Raw genomic sequence first — 14,715 nt, 5'->3', positions numbered from 1 at the left:
TAATGAGCAAGCAGTATTTGGCTCATTACATCGCCGGCATGTTCGGTCGCGAGTCACCGGGGCGTTGGTCACCGACCGGATCGGGGTACGCGGGCCGAATGGCCGAGTTGCTCGAGGACGGGGACATCTACTTCCTCTACCGACCCCGCGTCGAGGAGGAGCACGTCGACTCCCTGCAGGAGGTGCAGCGGCTGCTGGTGGTGCTGCACCCGTGGCACGGACGGCACCTGCGGCTGCTGGTGGTCGGGCGTAAGCGCCTGCCCGACATCGAGGTGCACGACCGCTTCTGGGCGTTCGTCGACGCGGTCGTGGACCGACCCCAGCAGCTCCACGACGCCCTGCAGGCGCACCGCTACCGCACGAGGACCCGCGCCGACCGCCGGCAGCCGCCGGCCCGGCCCGCGGCGGAGGGGGCCTACGCGATCGCGCGGCACGACGACCACACCCACCTCGCGTACGAACTCGAACTCCCGCCGCGTCTCGGCGAGGCGCAGCACGACCTCAGCATCGAGTCCGAGGCGAGCTACATCGTCACGGTGAAGAACCCGCAGGCGCCCTCCCCGCCCGGAGTCGGCCTCAGTGGATCCCGGAAGGTCCGGCTGCCCGCCGCGTTGCAGGCGACCTTCCACGGTCGCCGCTTCGCCCCGCTCGACCCACCCGACTTCCTCGATCACGCCGGGACCGAGATCGTGCTCATCGGAGCGGCCCACGACGCCTCCGCGGAGCTGAGCATCGACCTGGACGCAGAGGTGGAGCGAGCGGAGCGCAGCACCGTCTTCGGGGACCTGCGGATCGGGCGCCGCGAGCGTCCCGTCGCCCCCCTCTTCACCGGCGAGTGGGCCTGACCTCCGGTAGCGCCGCGATGACCTGGTTTTCCGGGACGCCGACTGCCTTGCCGGGAGCATCACTCGCACCCACACGACCAGCGCGAAGACCAGCCGCGAAACCTGCTACCTGGTCGTCTCGACCCCCGCCGCCGACGCATCCGGGACGTCACCTTTCGTGAGGACCTACATCGGGCTCGGACCGGTACCGGACCCGCCGTCATGGCAACGCTACGAAACACCGCAATCGGCTACCACCGAGTCCACGGCCACACCAACATCGCCCGCGCCACCCGTCACGCCGACCGCCGACCGCAGGTCAGAGCGGGGACAGGTCGTCGAGCACTAACCCGTAGCTACGCCATCGTCATCAATCCTCCAATCGGCGAGCTCACTCGCATCGTGCGACCTCACCCAGCGCTATCAAGCCGGGATCCCACGTGCCCTGGGTGAATGTTTACCCTCACTAACCGAGACGAGAGCGACCGGGCGGGTAAGGATGGGACATGGCGTCGTGTCGCGTCCGCCGCCGCGCCCCACGGAATCATCGGCGGATCGCTCTATCGTCGTCGATAGATCGTGATGTAGACCTATAGAATGAGTCGAGTCAGGGCCATAGTTGCCACGATCGCCCTCGGAATCCTGCTCCCACTCACGCCTGTTGCGGCGGCGGCCGAGCCAGCGGCACGGCCAGCGGCGCCGCTACTCAACTGGAGTCCATGCGGCAGCCCCGGCGGTCGTCTGGAGTGCACCACCATCCAGGTGCCCCTGGACCACAACGACCGGGCCAGCCGTACTATCGAGCTCGCCATCTCCCGCCTGCCAGCGATCGAACCGGCCCGCCGCCGTGGCGTGCTGCTCGTCAACCCCGGCGGGCCCGGTGGCAGCGGGCTCGAAATCCCGGAGTACATCGCCCAGTTGCTCAGCGGGTATCCGCGGGTCGTCGAAGAATTCGACCTGGTGGGCTTCGACCCGCGCTTCGTCGGCCGTTCGTCACCGGTGACCTGCGGCCTGACCGGTGACGACATCGCAATATCACGCTGGCCCGGAGCGGGCGGCTTCCCTGCCGAGGTGGCCCAGGCTCGGATGGTCGCGCAACGTTGTGGCACGCACGCCGGCTGGGCCATCCCGTACGCGACGACCGCCGACGCGGCCCGGGACATGGACCTGATCCGGACGGCGCTCGGCGAGCCCAAGATTTCGTACCTCGGCTACTCCTACGGCACGACCCTCGGGCGTGTCTACGCGGCGCTCTTTCCACACCGGGTCGACCGGTTCGTGCTGGACAGCAACACCGACCCGTTGAAGGACGGCCGGGAAGCCGACCGGGCATTCGGGCCTGAATTCGAGCGAATGCTCGGGCTCTTCACCTCGGCAGCAGCCCGCAACGATGCCCGGTACGGGCTCGGCAGCGACGCACGAGAGGTGCGCCGGGCGGTGGACAGGCTGGTCGCGCAAGCGGAAACAGGGCTACTTCAGGTCGGAACGAAGAGCCTCACCGCTGCCGAACTCCGGGCCATCGTCTTCCGGTTGCTCTACGCCGAGAACCGGTTCGACCTCCTCGGTCGCTTCCTCGGCATACTCCACAACGGACTGCCGCTGCCGGCTAACCTCGCGTTCCTGCTGAACCTGGGCCGCTCGGACTCGCCACCGCCGGCTCCCGCCGACAACGCCGTCGCGGCATACTTCCTCGTCGAATGCGCGGACACCAAGTGGCCGACCAGCGTCGCGCGGTACCGGATCGAGCACGCGATGGACAGCCGCGCCTACCCATTCTTCGGGCCGGCTACCGCGAACATCACGCCGTGCGCGTTCTGGCCGGACATCGAGCGTAGGCATCAGCCGAGCGTGGCCGGCAGTCGGGTGCCCCTACTTTTGATCAACTCGACGGGTGATCCCGCTACGCCATATCGCGGCGCGTTGACAACCCGCCGGATGATGCCCAATTCCCGCCTGATCACCGTCCCGGCGAGTCACCACAGCGTGCTTGGCGAGTATCCCAACGCCTGCGTTGAGGCGGCCGCCACAGGCTACCTGCTCTCCGGTCAGTTGCCCGCCCGCGACCTGCTCTGTGTGGCAGAACCCAGTGCAACCCGGCTGGCCGATTCCCCGCAGCAACGGCTCGGCGCAGTAAAGCTGACCTGACCCGGCATTCGCCGTCCGCAGCTCACCCTGCGGACGGCGAATCCGCCCGCGAGCCCGAGAGGCCAGGGTCATTGCGTGTCGGGTGACCGCTGGTCACGCTGGTGATCAGGTCGTTTGGGCAGTGGCTGGCGCGTCGGGTGGCGCGGCGCAGGCCGGCGCCCCGCCCGCGGCCAACTCCCGCTGCGAACCGGCGTTGGGCTGCACGCCGACACCGACACCCGGCCCGGACAGGCCAGGCACCTCACCGAATGGTGGGACCACCCCGTACCCCGCAGCCGAGCACGCCAGCCAACGGTCGTACCCCCTGGTGCGGCGACCCGGTGACCGGACGTCAAGGTCACGAGAAGTGGGTACGCGGTCGGGCCAGCCGCTCCCCGTCGACGATCAGGTCCACCTTCTCGTTGTAGAAGGCGACCAGCCCGGCGATCGGCAGCAGCGCCGCAGTGGGGAAGCGGTACGACCAGGCCAGGTCGGGATGCACCGTGCCGTCGACGCGCGCCGACCAGTAGCCGCCGGTCCGCCCCTTGTACGGGCAGGCGGTCGTGGTGTCCGACGGCACGAGGTGCCGGAAGTTCACCTCGGTGCGGTCGAGGTAGTAGCGGGTCGGCAGGCCGGTCTCGAAGACCAGCACCGGCGACGTCGACTCGGCCAGCACCGTCCCGTCCAGCTCCACCCGCACGCTGCGCGAGGAGCGCAGGGCGTCCACCCGGGCGTACGGGTTGCGGGGATGGACGAAAACCTCCTCGTCCTCCTCGAACCAGGCGTCCAGCGCCGCCCAGTCGAACCGGATCGTGTCCGCCAACCCGGGCCGCGCGTCGTCCCCGTACCACCGGGCGCACGAACCACGGGTGGTGTCGCCGACCCGCAGCCCGTGCAGCCGGGCGGTGCCGCGCCGCGACGGCTCCGTGCGCTGCTCGTCCATCAGCAGGTCACGGTTCACGTCCGCGCTCGGTATGTAGTACTGCGGATAGAACGGCCATTCCCACACGTACTGGGCTCGGGTGGTGTCCAGCACCGGCTCGGCGGCGAGGAACGCGCGGATCCGGCGGGGCACCGGTTCGATGTGGTCGACCGGGGTGACCGCCTTGGGGTAGTCTGTCACCGTTTCCTCCATTACTGGGCTCGGTCGGGCAGCGGTTCACCGATCGGTTTGGTCAAGGGTGCGCGAGGCATGTGAGCTGAGGCACCATCTTCTTGTACGGGAATGAGAACAGCGGCCGGATGATTTGGTGGCAGTTGTGACCGCCGCACAGTTCTCCGCCCGCCCACGCACGGGCGTGACCTCATGACCGCGACCGTCGAAACGATCGAAACACCCACGCTCGCCGGTGACCTGATGAGCACCCGGCAACGGCTGCGGCTCGTGCTCGTCCTCGGCTCCCTGATCGCCATCGGGCCGCTGACCATCGACATGTACCTGCCCGCCCTCCCGGCCATCACCACCGACCTGCACACCACCTCGGCGGCCGTCCAGCTGACCCTGACCGGCACCCTCGCCGGCCTCGCCGTCGGCCAGCTGCTGATCGGCCCGCTCTCCGACGCCGTGGGCCGGCGCGTGCCCCTGCTCGCCGGCCTCGGCCTGCACATCGTCGCGTCCCTGCTGTGCGCGATCGCCCCCGGCATCGGCACGGTCGGCGCACTGCGGGTGCTGCAGGGACTGGGCGTCGCGGCCAGCGCCGTGGTGTCCACCGCGGTCGTCCGCGACCTGTTCAGCGGCGCCGCCTTCGCCAAGCTGTTCTCCCGCCTGATGCTGGTGATGGGCGTGGCCCCGATCCTGGCCCCCACCCTCGGCAGCGGCCTGCTGCGCTGGTCGAGCTGGCGGGGCGTGTTCCTCGCCCTCGCCGTCTTCGGCGTCCTGTTGATCATCGTCGCGGCCCTCCAGCTCCCGGAAACCCTGCCGCCCCAGCGCCGCCGCCGCGGCGGCGCCGCCGCCACCCTGCGGGACTACCGCGCGCTGCTGCGCGACCGGACGTTCGTCGGCCTCGTGCTGGTCACCGGGCTCGCCATGGCGGCCCTCTTCGCGTACGTGGCCGGGTCGTCGTTCGTCTTCCAACAGCAGTACGGCCTCGACGAGCAGCAGTTCGGGCTCGCCTTCGGCGCCGGCGCCGTCGGCCTGATCGCGGCCACCCAGCTCAACGTGCGGCTGCTGCGCCGGTACTCGCCGCAGCGGATCCTCGTCACCGCCCTGGCCGTGGGCACCGTGGCCGGGGCCGTGCTGGTCGCCGTCGCCGCCACCGGCTTCGGCGGTCTCGCTGCCGTCCTGGCCGCGCTGTGGGTGGTGCTCGCCACCGCCGGGCTCGCCATGCCGAACGCACCCGCCCTGGCGCTGTCCCGGCACGGGGAGGCGGCCGGCACCGCGGCCGCGCTGCTCGGCTCGGTGCAGTTCGGCGTCGGAGCGCTGGCGGCGCCGCTGGTCGGCGTGCTCGGCACCGGCAGCGTTGCCATGGCCGTCGTGGTCGCTGGCGGCATGGCCGCGGCGACGGCCGTCCTGCTCGTGGTTGTCCGGCCCGCGCGGCTGGCCGAGGTCGAACCGGCCGCGCTCGCCGTCGCCGCGCACTGACCCGGGGACGACACCAGGCCCGCCCGGTCAGCATCCGGGTCGGCGGGCCGGCGGACCGGGCCCGCTCAGCCCCGACGGTCCTCGTCCGGGACCGGGACCTCCTGGTTCTGCTCCAGCGCGTCGGCCGCGGTGAGGTCGCCGCGCACCGAGCTGGCCAGGTCGGCCTGGTCGCTCGGTGACCGCAGGACGCCCTGCTCCGCCAGGTCGGCCTCGGACGCCTCCGGCACGGCGTCCGACACCCGGTCCGGGGGGCCGACGACGGTCTCGTCCTGCCGCTGCTCCTGCGCGTCGGCGTCCGGTGGTCGGCGCAGCGGATCAGCGGGACTCACCGCGTACGCTCGACGAAGGGGGCGGTCAGGTCGGCGACCTCGCCGTACTCGGCCGGAAGCTGCGAGACGACGTCGCCGTACCCGGCGGGCGGCAGGGCCTGCCGGAGGACGTCGAACACCGCGGTCACTCCGTCCTTCGCCTGCGTCACGTCGATGTCGGCGCGCCCGCTGACCCGTTCGACGAAGACGTCGAGCCCGAACCGTTCGGCGGTCTCACCGGAGGCGAAAGCGTACGGCCGCAGGCCCCGCGGCAGCTGGCCGGCCAGGTCCCGGGCCTCGCCGCCGTCGATCCGCTCCGCCAGCGTGGTCAGTGTGGCCCGGACGAGTGCGGTCGCCTGTTCCGACGACGTCCCCGTACGCGTGGCTACCAGGCCGATGAACTGATTGTCGTCCACCTGCAAGGCCCTTCTCTCGGATGGCTGCCCGGGACTTCCCCGCCACCGCCACCCCAAACGGCGGCCCCGGCGCGGCGCCATCGGCCACCAGGGGTGTGGCACACCGGGCATAGACGCCGCCGGTAGCGTGCACGGCGAGACGATCTAGTGCGAGGAGGTTCGCCAATGCAGACGACGACCGTGGACGTGCCGACCGGCGACGGCGTGTCCGACGCGTTTCTTGTCCGGCCGGACGGGGACGGTCCCTTCCCGGCCGTCCTGGTCTTCACCGACGCGTTCGGGCTGCGTTCGGCGGTGGCGAGGATGGCCGAGACGATCGCCGCCCGCGGCTACGTCGTACTGGTGCCGAACCTGCTCTACCGTGCCGGCCGCGCGCCGGTGATCGACCTGTCCGCGTTCGCGGACCCCGACCGGCGCGGGGCGCTGTTCGAGCAGCTCCGCCCGATGATGCAGGCCCTGACCCCGGCAGTGGTGGCCCGGGACACCACCGCCTACCTGGACTTCCTGGCCGGTCAGCCGGGTGTCGCGTCCGGACCGGCCGCGATCGCCGGCTACTGCATGGGCGGGATGAACGCGTTGCGGGCCATCGAGGCCCACCCGGACCGGATCGCCGCGGCAGCGGCCTTCCACGCCGGGCGGTTGGTCACCGACGCACCGGACAGCCCGCACCTGGCCGTCGACTCGATCACCGGCGAGCTGTACTTCGGCCACGCCGACCAGGACCCGTCGATGACCGCCGAGCAGATCACCACGCTGGAGAAGACCCTGGACGCCGCCGGGGTCACCTACCGCTCGGAGGTCTACCCCGGCGCCGCGCACGGCTACAGCCAGTCCGACACCCCGATGTACGACGAGCAGGCCACCGAGCGGCACTGGGCCGCCCTGTTCGACCTGCTCGACCGGACGTTCCGCCGCTGACCCCGGCTGATTAGGGTGCGCCCATGAGCATCGACCCGAAGAGCATGCGCCAGCGGTTCGCCGCGCTGACCACCGCCCACGCCGGCCTGCGGGTCGGTGTCCCGGCACGCTGCGCCCCGGCCGGATTGGGGCCGGTGGTGCCCGGCGGGCGGACGGTCGGGCGGGTACGACCGGCCCGGCACGCCGGCAGCGTCGACATCTTCCTCGAGGCGATCGACCGGGCCGCGCCCGGCGACGTGCTGGTGGTGGACAACGCCGGGCGCACCGACGAGGCATGCGTCGGCGACCTGGTGGTGCTGGAGGCCCAGGCGGCCGGCCTGGCCGGGGTGGTGATCTGGGGACTGCACCGCGACACCGTCGACATCCGCGCGGTCGGGCTACCGGTGTTCAGCGTCTCAGTTCAGCTTAGTGATCCTGTGTCGGAGTAGGTTTCCGGGATCGTTTCCCACCTGGGTGGGGTGGCGTGGGCGTGGAGGTGGAATCCTGCGCCCAGCGCTGCTCCTCGGGCCTGGTGGCCGGTGGTGGGTGTGCTGGTCGTGGTCACGTTCTGGTGCCGGTGGGCTGCGCGGGGCAGCCGCCGGTCCGTTGGTGCGTGTCCCTCCGGACGCTTGCCCGCCCGGCCGTGAGGTCGGGTGGGGGAGGGTGCCCTGCGTCGCCTGGGCGCGGGGCGTGATGGCTTGCGCGCGGTGGGGCCGGTCTTGGACCGATCCGTCCGGCTGGTCTTGGTAGTGGTGGGGGTGACGACGGCCGCAGCTTCGAGGGCGTCGACGACCGCGCGGATCACCATGGCACCGGTGGTCTTGTCGATGACGGTCTTACCTTGGTGGGTGAGGCCCCGGGCGGCGATACGCCGCCAGGCCCCGTGGTCGCGGTCGCCCTGCCAGCCGCAGGACGGGTGGGGGCAGATGGCCCACTTCCAGCCCGCGACGGTCGGCTGGTCGGGGGCCTTACGGTGCCGTAGCGGGGTGAGGCACTGCGGGCAGTGTTTGGAGGTGTTGCGGGCGGGGACGGTGACCACGGCGACACCCTGCTCGGCGGCGAGGTGTCGGATGCGGTCGGCGATCTTCCCGCGGACCTGCTGGGACAGGCGCGTGTTCAACGTGCGGCCCATACCCGTGGCTTCCATCGACCGCAGATCCTCCAGATAGATCACGGTCGCGGTAGCGGCGATGGCCTGGTCCACCGCCCAGCGGGCGGCCGCCCACGCAAGCGCGTCGTTCAAGGTCCGGCGGCGGGCTGACACATACTGGATCTCGTCGCGCAGGACCGCGTGTCTCGCTTGCAGGTGCTCGTCGGGGCAGCCGTCGAGCAGCCGCTGGTAGTGATCGGCCTTGGTCTGCAACCGTTCCGACAGGCGCCGCAGGCGGTGCTGTTTGGCCAGGACACCAGCGGCGCGGACCTGGCCGCCGGCACCTAACGCGGTGATCCGACCGTCCGGACGGAGGCGGACGGTTCCGGCGGACAGGAGGGTGTTCAGCCCCCAGTCCACGCCCAGCGCCACCTCATGCCCGGCGTGCTTCGCCTTCGGCACCGGATGCGTGTAGGCGAGATCGACGCGCACCTGCCGGCCTGCCAGGCGGAGGGTGGGCAGGTGCAGGACCGCTGAGGCGGGGACGGTGGGTGGCAGGTTGATCGGGCAGGCCACCCACGTCCAGTCCCGATACGAACGCGGATCCGCCCGAGTGGGCAGTTGCAGGCGCAGCAGTCGGCGCCACGCCGACCGGGCCGCAGCGGCTCGACCCCCGGCCGGCCGAGGCGTTGACCTCGGCACAGGTGGGCCGGTGGCAGGTCGGGTCGGACGACGTGGCGCTGGCCGACGACGATGGCGTGCTCTTCGTACCGGCCCGACGGCTGGGGGAGCTGTTCGACCTCGCCGAGTCCATCCGGGACCTCGAGCGGCGGCAGGCCGACCGGATCCGGGCCGGCGAGTCGCTACGGGCGCAGGTCGGCTTCGGGGCGTACCTGACCGCTCGGGAGGAGCAGCCGGCGTTGACGTTCCGTGAGCACCTGCGCCGGGTGGGCGGCGCGATCGAGGAGTGAGGGGGGCAGCCGCGTCGTCCGTGAGCGCCAGGCCCCCACCGGTCGGTACAGTCTCCAGCGTGCGGCTCACGGTGCTCGGCGGGTGCGGTGTGTGGCCCGACGCGGGTCAGGCGTGCAGCGGTTACCTCGTCGAACATGACGGGTTCCGGCTGCTCGTCGACCTCGGCTACGCCACCGTGCTGCGGCTGCTGGAACGGATCACCGCGGACCAGGTCGACGCGGTGTTCATCAGTCACGGCCATCCCGATCACTGCGCCGACCTGAACCCGCTGCTGCGGGCGCGTACGCTGCGTGACGATCCGCCGCCACCGCTGCCGGTGTACGCGCTGCCCGGCGCGCTCGACGCGGTGCTGGCGCTGGACCGCCCCGGGGTGCTGGACGCCGCCTACGTGCTGCACGAGTTCAACGCCGGCAGTCACCTCGACATCGGCCCGTTCCGCGCCGAGACCCGCCCACTGCCGCACTTCGTGCCCAATGCCGGCGTCCGGCTGGCTGCCGGCGGCCGCGTCCTGACGTACACCGGGGACACCGGCCCGAGCCCCGATGTGGTGGAACTGGCGCGCGGCGCGGACGTGCTGCTCGCCGAGGCCACCTATCTCGATCAGGTGCCGCCGGACTCGCGGCGCTACCAGTCGAGCGCGTGTCAGGCCGGCCGGCAGGCCGCGGATGCCGACGTCGGGCACCTGATCCTGACCCATCTCCGGCCGGGCACGGACCCGGCGGCCGCGCGATTCGCAGCCCGCGCCGGGTACGGCGGCAACGTCGGTGTCGCTGTCGCCGATCTCGTCCTCGACCTGCCCTAACACTCAGGAGAGCCGGTCGACCGTGGCGGGGACGAGACCGTGGCCGCGTGCCACGGCGCTGAGCTGGCGCAGCACCCAGCGCAGCGCCTCGCCGGCGGCCGGCTGCGATGTCACGTCGAGGCACCATGCGCCGCCGACGCGTCGCAGGTCCCACCGGAAGTTCGTGTCGTTGACCCGTAGGTGCCCGGTGCCGACCACACCCGGTTGCCGTCCGGTTGGGGTCGGGACGTCGCCAAGCCGCAGCAGCGCGCTCAGTCGGGCCAACCGGCGATCGTCCAACTCGCCGGCGAAGAGGATCCGGTGGACGTCCGTGCCGGCCCCCAGCCGAAGCGGCGCCCCGGATGACAGCGGTACGTCGTCGTGGAAGTGGCCGCGCAGCGCCTCCTCGTCGGGCAGCGTGCCGCCGCCGAGCCGGCGGTAGGTCGCCTCGGCGGCGGCGCGGTCGACGGCGCTCAGGCGGGTGCGGAGCTGCTGGTCCGCGCGGATCGCCCGGGCGAACGCGGCGGAGCTCCACCAGCCGCCGTCGGCCGCGGTCCAGCCGGCGCTGCTCAGCCGCATGGCGGAGAGGTCGTCGGCCAGGACGAACTCCTCGACCAGCAGCCCGGCCGCCTGGGCGGCGTCGGTTTCGGCGTGCAGCAGGTAGTAGTCGAGCGTGCCGGCGTCCGCGCGGCGCAACAGGGCTTCGGTGGTCACCTCGGGACCGTACCGTTGCGAATGACCGCAGGCCTGGCTCTCGGCCACCGGGGCGCGTCGGAACTCCGGTGCGAGAGCCGATCGGACCAGGCGGGACCATGAGGCCCGCCCGGTCCGACGAGGCGGCCGGTGGCTCGGCGTTGAACGTTCCGCCGCTGTCACGCGGGGACGACGGTGAGCCGCGGGCCGGCGGGCGGCGCCGTGCCGGCCATGCTCAGCAGCGTGTGGCCGGTGGCGTCGTCGACGACGGCGACCCGCACCGCGTCGGGCTGCTGGTCGGCCAGTGGCACGGCGAACACCGCGGTCACCGGGCGGCCCTGATAGAGCGCGGTGTGCCCGACGAAGCGCCAGTCTCCGTCGTCCCAGTGCTCCCGCACGTCGGAGCGGAGCAGCGGGGCGACCCGCCGGTAGGCGTCACTGAGCTGGAGCTGCTGCACGGTGGCGAGCAGCGGCACGCCGGTGCCACCGCGCAGCGGGTGGGTCAGCCGGGCGCGCAGCCGGCGCAGCGGCAGCAGCCAGGCGACGTCCAGCTCCGGCGAGAGCGCCACCACCGCCGCCACTTCGGCGAGCAGGACGGCGGCGCCGGCCAGCGGCCGCGCGGACAGCGCGGCCGGCCAGCCGCCAGCTGCCACGACGGCCAGTCCGCCGGCCACCACCAGCAGCACGGCCCGGCCCAGGCTGCGCCCGGAGACCGGTGCCGATCGGGCGCTCAGGCAGCCGCACGAGGAGGTGGGTGCGGCCCGCCGGGCGTACGTGAGGTAGGCGAGGAAACCGACGGCCAGCACGGTCGCGGCGACCGCCTCCAGCCGCAGTGCGGGCGGCAGCAGGAGCAGCGCGCCGAGGGTCAGCTCGACGCCGCCGAGCAGCCGGTACGCGGGCAGCGCCCGGCGTTGGCCGAGCAGCCGCACGAGGGCCGATTGGTTGGCGGCTTCGGCGGCGTGCCGGCTGAACAGCTTGACGCGCGCGGACCAGATCAGCACCACACCGACGACCAGCGGTTGCAGCGCCGCGATCAGTTCGATCATGGGTTGTCCCCTCGGATTGTCCGGCCGGCGGTGCCCGGGCGGTACGCGGCGCACCGCCCGGGCGTCGTCGGTCAGGCGGCGGCGTAGACGGTGGCGATGCTGATCTCGTTGGTGTCCGGATGCCAGGCGCCGAGCACCTGGACGTGCCGGCCGACCCGCAGCAGCGACAGGTCGCTGATCGCCGGGGTGCCGTTGTAGACCGCGGCGGATCGTCCCGGCACGACGTGCGCGACGATCCGGCGACCCTGGTGGTCGAGGTGCACCATGTTGCGGCCGACCGACGCGATGTGCGCGTGCAGGTTGACGATGTTGACCCAGATGGAGTCGGCGGCGAGCGTGCCGTCGGGCAGGCGGACGCCGCGGGCGTAGAGGCCGTCCCCGACGGCCACCTGGTCGAAGGTGGTCGGGTGCAGCTTCCAGATGCTTGTGCCGTTGGTGACCCGGATCGAGTGCAGCACGGTGTCCGAGCCGGTGACCAGCAGCATGTGTCCGGAGACCTTGCTGATCCGGCCCTCGGCGAAGTTCGGGTCCGGTGCCCCGGGTGCGATGGCGGCGGCCTCGGCGGCGAAGGCCGCCTCGGGGGCGAGCGAGCCGAGCCCGGTGGCGCCCACGACGCCACCGAGCGCGGCGGCGGCGAGCAGTCGCCGGCGGTTGAGGGTCTGGTGCATCATGGCGCCCTCCCGTTCAGACGATGTCGATCGTGCAGGGCTGCAGGCCGGTGGACAGACTGGCGATAGCGCTGTACGCCGCGGGCGTCAGGTCGACGACCCGGTTGCTGCCGCAGGCCGAGCCGCAGCACGTGCGCTCGCCGCAGAACGAGACGGTGCGCGGCCCGCAGTCGGCGATGCTCGTGCCGACCCGGGCGCCGTTGCAGAGGTTGGTGGTGTAGTGCACGAAGCCGCAGCCGCGGCGGCTCATGCTGATTCCGCAGGCGTCCGGGCGGGTGATGGCGTTACAGGCGTCCGAGGCGTTGGGCCAGGCGTGCTGGTAGTTGCCCGATTTGCAGGTGCCGCAGGCGCCGCCGCCCGCGGTGCCGCAGGGACCCCAGGCGCTGCCGCAGCAGAACCAGGACACCTCGCCTTGCAGAGCTCCCATGGTTACCTCCTCCCATCGTCGGTAATCGACAGCGATGAACGTCGATATAGATGGCGATTGTTGTGTTGGAAATCACCAAAGTCAACACCTGCCCGGAAGATTTCCTACACACAGGAGGTCGGGTTCGTGATCGGTGACAGCTGACCTGGTCGACACGCCGAGGAAGGACCAGCTGTGCTGGCACCGGTCGGGCTTCCCGCGCCCTGGTCAGTCGACGAAGTCAGCCCTGAGCAGGCGGACCTGGCGGTGCGCGGCCAGCCGCTCGGCCTGCTCCCCGATGGCGGCCCGGACGCGGGCGGACGCCCCGGACCACAACTGCACCTGCACGGTCAGCTTGCCGCCGGACTGGCGCGGTCGCCAGGTGCCGGCGATCTCACCGTCGGCAACCACCGCGCCGGGCCGACCGAGCACTGGCCAGAGGGCCTTGGCTCGGGCCGGCTCGTCGACCAGCAGCGGGCGGTCCTTGGCCTGCAGGAACAGGTCGAACGGACCGAGCAGCCGGACCAGTTGCGGGCGTGGCGCGTCGAACTGGTCGGCGTCGGCGGGCAGCACCCAGCGGGTCTCGCCGGCCACGGACACCTCGACGGCGTCGGCCGGCCAGCGGGCCTTGACGTCCTTGACCGGGGCGTCGAGGTAGTCGGCGACGTGCTTGGGGGTGGCCGGGCCGAGCAGCCGCAGGTAGGCGCGGATCAGGTCGAACCGCTCCGACACCCGAGCCGCCGGTCGGAGACCGGCGATGGGTTGCAGCACCGGCGGGGAGGTGCCGGCCCGCAGTTCCAGCCCGGCGCGCACCGCCGCGAGCCGGAACGGCATTTCGTAGAGGTGGGTGGCGTCGCACGGCCGGCAGTGCCGCAGGTAGGGGGCGTCCATCAGGGCGGCGACCCGGGCGGACACCTCGCCCTTGACCAGCGGCGCGGTCACCACCGATCGCATGGCGGCGGCAACGGCGTCCAGCGCGGCGAGGTTGCCGATGCCGGCCGCCCGCAACGGCTTGGCCGCGTCGTAGATGCGCTTGCCGGCGTCGGCGTCGGAGAAGGGCGTCACTGCCGCAGCGACCTGCGGCAGGTCCTCGCGGCGGTAAAGATGCGGAGCGCCGCGCACCGTCCAGAGCGTGGCCAGGCCGTGATCGGCGAGTGCCGAGCCGTCCAGGCCACGGTTGCGCAGCGCCCACAGCCCGCCGTCCGGGCCGGTGTCCTGCGCGCCGATCTCCAGCACGGCGGTGTCGGCCAACGTGCCGTCGGTGCGGTCGAGCTGCTGGGCGCGCGCGCGAAAGCCGAGCACCTCCACGCGGTCGATCGAAGCCACCACGGACGCCAGGGTACGGCCTGCCACCGACAGGGTCGCCGACGCGCTCACTCGGCCCTCCTGTCACCCAATCGCGCGACCCGCCACGGCCGGCCTTGACAGTGGCTCCAATCGCGACGACGCTGTCCCATAGTCCTACTGCTGTAGGACAATAGAGAGGACCGCCCTGAGTGATCGAGTTTGTGCTGGACAGCCGGTCAAAGGTGAACACCTACATGCAGCTGGTGCAGCAGGTGAAACAGGCGCTGCGGGTCGGCCTGCTGATGCCGGGCGACCAACTACCAAAGGTTCGTGACGTCGCGCAGTCGCTGGCGATCAACCCGAACACGGTGCTCAAGGCGTACCGCGAACTGGAGATCGAGGGCCTGGTCGGCGGCCGCCCCGGGGTCGGCACCTTCGTCACGCGCACCCTGGCGGGCGCGTCCCTGCCCAACCAGGCCGAGCTGCGCGAGGACCTGGTGGCGTGGCTGCACCGGGCGCGGTCCGCGGGGCTCACCCCGGAGGACGTCACCGCTCTGGTGGAGACCACCATGCGGGCCGCACTCGCCGACGAAGCACAGCAAAAGGAGCCCGCGTGAGCGGA

The 14,715-nt window shown here is 72.0% G+C and carries 17 protein-coding genes and 1 pseudogene; 9 read left to right on the top strand and 9 right to left on the bottom strand.

Translation table 11 applies throughout. The annotated features are described in order from the left end of the window. Nucleotides 1–98 precede the first annotated feature (98 nt). The 3 genes and pseudogenes from AB0C02_RS13015 to AB0C02_RS13005 all read left to right on the top strand — a co-directional run bounded on the left by AB0C02_RS13015 (nt 99) and on the right by AB0C02_RS13005 (nt 2,969). Entirely contained in the window at nt 99–845 is a 747-nt protein-coding gene (locus AB0C02_RS13015) for a hypothetical protein (RefSeq protein ID WP_357547469.1), read from the top strand. Between the two features lie 138 nt (nt 846–983). Next, nucleotides 984–1,173: pseudogene (locus AB0C02_RS13010) on the top strand (hypothetical protein); the annotation flags it as partial. Between the two features lie 413 nt (nt 1,174–1,586). After that, nucleotides 1,587–2,969, top strand: coding sequence for an alpha/beta hydrolase (locus AB0C02_RS13005; RefSeq protein ID WP_357547465.1), 1,383 nt, complete (start codon nt 1,587–1,589; stop codon nt 2,967–2,969). Between the two features lie 337 nt (nt 2,970–3,306). On the opposite strand, the gene AB0C02_RS13000 is transcribed toward AB0C02_RS13005, so the two are convergent. Beyond that, complete coding sequence (locus AB0C02_RS13000) at nt 3,307–4,071, bottom strand: DUF427 domain-containing protein (protein ID WP_357547458.1); 765 nt, start codon at nt 4,069–4,071, stop codon at nt 3,307–3,309. 183 nt (nt 4,072–4,254) lie between these two features. Here AB0C02_RS13000 and AB0C02_RS12995 point away from each other — a divergent pair, with 183 nt between their 5' ends. After that, a complete protein-coding gene (locus tag AB0C02_RS12995) occupies nt 4,255–5,529 on the top strand; it encodes a multidrug effflux MFS transporter (RefSeq protein ID WP_357547454.1) in 1,275 nt (424 codons plus the stop codon). Between the two features lie 65 nt (nt 5,530–5,594). Here the strand turns inward: AB0C02_RS12995 and AB0C02_RS12990 are convergent, their stop codons facing one another. Then, the gene (locus tag AB0C02_RS12990) at nt 5,595–5,858 is read right to left on the bottom strand and encodes a hypothetical protein (protein WP_357547443.1); all 264 of its coding nucleotides are present in this window, start codon (nt 5,856–5,858) and stop codon (nt 5,595–5,597) included. Beyond that, nucleotides 5,855–6,253, bottom strand: coding sequence for a DUF2267 domain-containing protein (locus AB0C02_RS12985; protein ID WP_357547439.1), 399 nt, complete (start codon nt 6,251–6,253; stop codon nt 5,855–5,857). Before AB0C02_RS12985 ends, AB0C02_RS12990 begins: the two co-directional genes overlap by 4 nt. Nucleotides 6,254–6,418: 165 nt before the next feature. Here AB0C02_RS12985 and AB0C02_RS12980 point away from each other — a divergent pair, with 165 nt between their 5' ends. Beyond that, nucleotides 6,419–7,171 carry a dienelactone hydrolase family protein gene (locus AB0C02_RS12980; RefSeq protein ID WP_357547436.1) on the top strand — a complete coding sequence of 251 codons (753 nt, stop codon included), beginning with the start codon at nt 6,419–6,421 and terminating at the stop codon, nt 7,169–7,171. 23 nt (nt 7,172–7,194) lie between these two features. Then, on the top strand, nt 7,195–7,599 hold the full coding sequence (locus AB0C02_RS12975; protein ID WP_357547433.1) for an RraA family protein: 405 nt from the start codon (nt 7,195–7,197) through the stop codon (nt 7,597–7,599). On the opposite strand, the gene AB0C02_RS12970 is transcribed toward AB0C02_RS12975, so the two are convergent. Next, entirely contained in the window at nt 7,572–8,816 is a 1,245-nt protein-coding gene (locus tag AB0C02_RS12970) for a zinc ribbon domain-containing protein (protein WP_357547430.1), read from the bottom strand. The two genes, AB0C02_RS12975 and AB0C02_RS12970, sit on opposite strands and share 28 nt — an antisense overlap. A 128-nt stretch (nt 8,817–8,944) precedes the next feature. Between AB0C02_RS12970 and AB0C02_RS12965 the strand changes: the two genes are divergently transcribed. Both AB0C02_RS12965 and AB0C02_RS12960 read left to right on the top strand, forming a co-directional pair. Beyond that, nucleotides 8,945–9,211, top strand: coding sequence for a hypothetical protein (locus AB0C02_RS12965; RefSeq protein WP_357547427.1), 267 nt, complete (start codon nt 8,945–8,947; stop codon nt 9,209–9,211). A gap of 59 nt (nt 9,212–9,270) precedes the next feature. After that, nucleotides 9,271–10,014 (top strand): MBL fold metallo-hydrolase, encoded by a 744-nt coding sequence (locus AB0C02_RS12960; protein ID WP_357547424.1) that lies wholly within the window; start codon nt 9,271–9,273, stop codon nt 10,012–10,014. Nucleotides 10,015–10,017: 3 nt separating this feature from the next. Here AB0C02_RS12960 and AB0C02_RS12955 read toward each other — a convergent pair whose 3' ends face one another. The 5 genes from AB0C02_RS12955 to AB0C02_RS12935 all read right to left on the bottom strand — a co-directional run bounded on the left by AB0C02_RS12955 (nt 10,018) and on the right by AB0C02_RS12935 (nt 14,135). Beyond that, nucleotides 10,018–10,707, bottom strand: a complete 690-nt coding sequence (locus AB0C02_RS12955; protein WP_357547422.1) for a hypothetical protein — start codon at nt 10,705–10,707, stop codon at nt 10,018–10,020. Between the two features lie 158 nt (nt 10,708–10,865). Continuing rightward, the gene (locus AB0C02_RS12950; protein ID WP_357547416.1) at nt 10,866–11,732 is read right to left on the bottom strand and encodes a MauE/DoxX family redox-associated membrane protein; all 867 of its coding nucleotides are present in this window, start codon (nt 11,730–11,732) and stop codon (nt 10,866–10,868) included. Between the two features lie 71 nt (nt 11,733–11,803). After that, nucleotides 11,804–12,403 (bottom strand): cell wall protein, encoded by a 600-nt coding sequence (locus AB0C02_RS12945; RefSeq protein ID WP_357547407.1) that lies wholly within the window; start codon nt 12,401–12,403, stop codon nt 11,804–11,806. Between the two features lie 13 nt (nt 12,404–12,416). Beyond that, a complete protein-coding gene (locus tag AB0C02_RS12940) occupies nt 12,417–12,827 on the bottom strand; it encodes a hypothetical protein (protein ID WP_357547402.1) in 411 nt (136 codons plus the stop codon). Between the two features lie 207 nt (nt 12,828–13,034). After that, nucleotides 13,035–14,135: a winged helix DNA-binding domain-containing protein gene (locus tag AB0C02_RS12935; protein WP_357547399.1), complete on the bottom strand. Its 1,101-nt coding sequence runs from the start codon at nt 14,133–14,135 to the stop codon at nt 13,035–13,037. Nucleotides 14,136–14,302: 167 nt separating this feature from the next. Here AB0C02_RS12935 and AB0C02_RS12930 point away from each other — a divergent pair, with 167 nt between their 5' ends. After that, entirely contained in the window at nt 14,303–14,710 is a 408-nt protein-coding gene (locus tag AB0C02_RS12930; RefSeq protein ID WP_357547381.1) for a GntR family transcriptional regulator, read from the top strand. Nucleotides 14,711–14,715 lie beyond the last annotated feature (5 nt).

It is taken from the genome of Micromonospora sp. NPDC048999 (assembly GCF_040649295.1).
In the GTDB taxonomy this organism is placed as follows: domain Bacteria; phylum Actinomycetota; class Actinomycetes; order Mycobacteriales; family Micromonosporaceae; genus Micromonospora.
This window is presented reverse-complemented; position numbering and strand designations above follow the sequence as displayed.

Bases quoted from the DNA above. Each gene is read 5' to 3' on its own strand.
- AB0C02_RS12975 (WP_357547433.1), top strand. From the start codon at position 7,195: ATGAGCATCGACCCGAAGAGCATGCGCCAGCGGTTCGCCGCGCTGACC.
- AB0C02_RS13015 (WP_357547469.1), top strand. From the start codon at position 99: ATGGCCGAGTTGCTCGAGGACGGGGACATCTACTTCCTCTACCGACCC.
- AB0C02_RS12950 (WP_357547416.1), bottom strand. From the start codon at position 11,732: ATGATCGAACTGATCGCGGCGCTGCAACCGCTGGTCGTCGGTGTGGTG.
- AB0C02_RS12945 (WP_357547407.1), bottom strand. From the start codon at position 12,403: ATGATGCACCAGACCCTCAACCGCCGGCGACTGCTCGCCGCCGCCGCG.
- AB0C02_RS12940 (WP_357547402.1), bottom strand. From the start codon at position 12,827: ATGGGAGCTCTGCAAGGCGAGGTGTCCTGGTTCTGCTGCGGCAGCGCC.
- AB0C02_RS12995 (WP_357547454.1), top strand. From the start codon at position 4,255: ATGACCGCGACCGTCGAAACGATCGAAACACCCACGCTCGCCGGTGAC.
- AB0C02_RS12980 (WP_357547436.1), top strand. From the start codon at position 6,419: ATGCAGACGACGACCGTGGACGTGCCGACCGGCGACGGCGTGTCCGAC.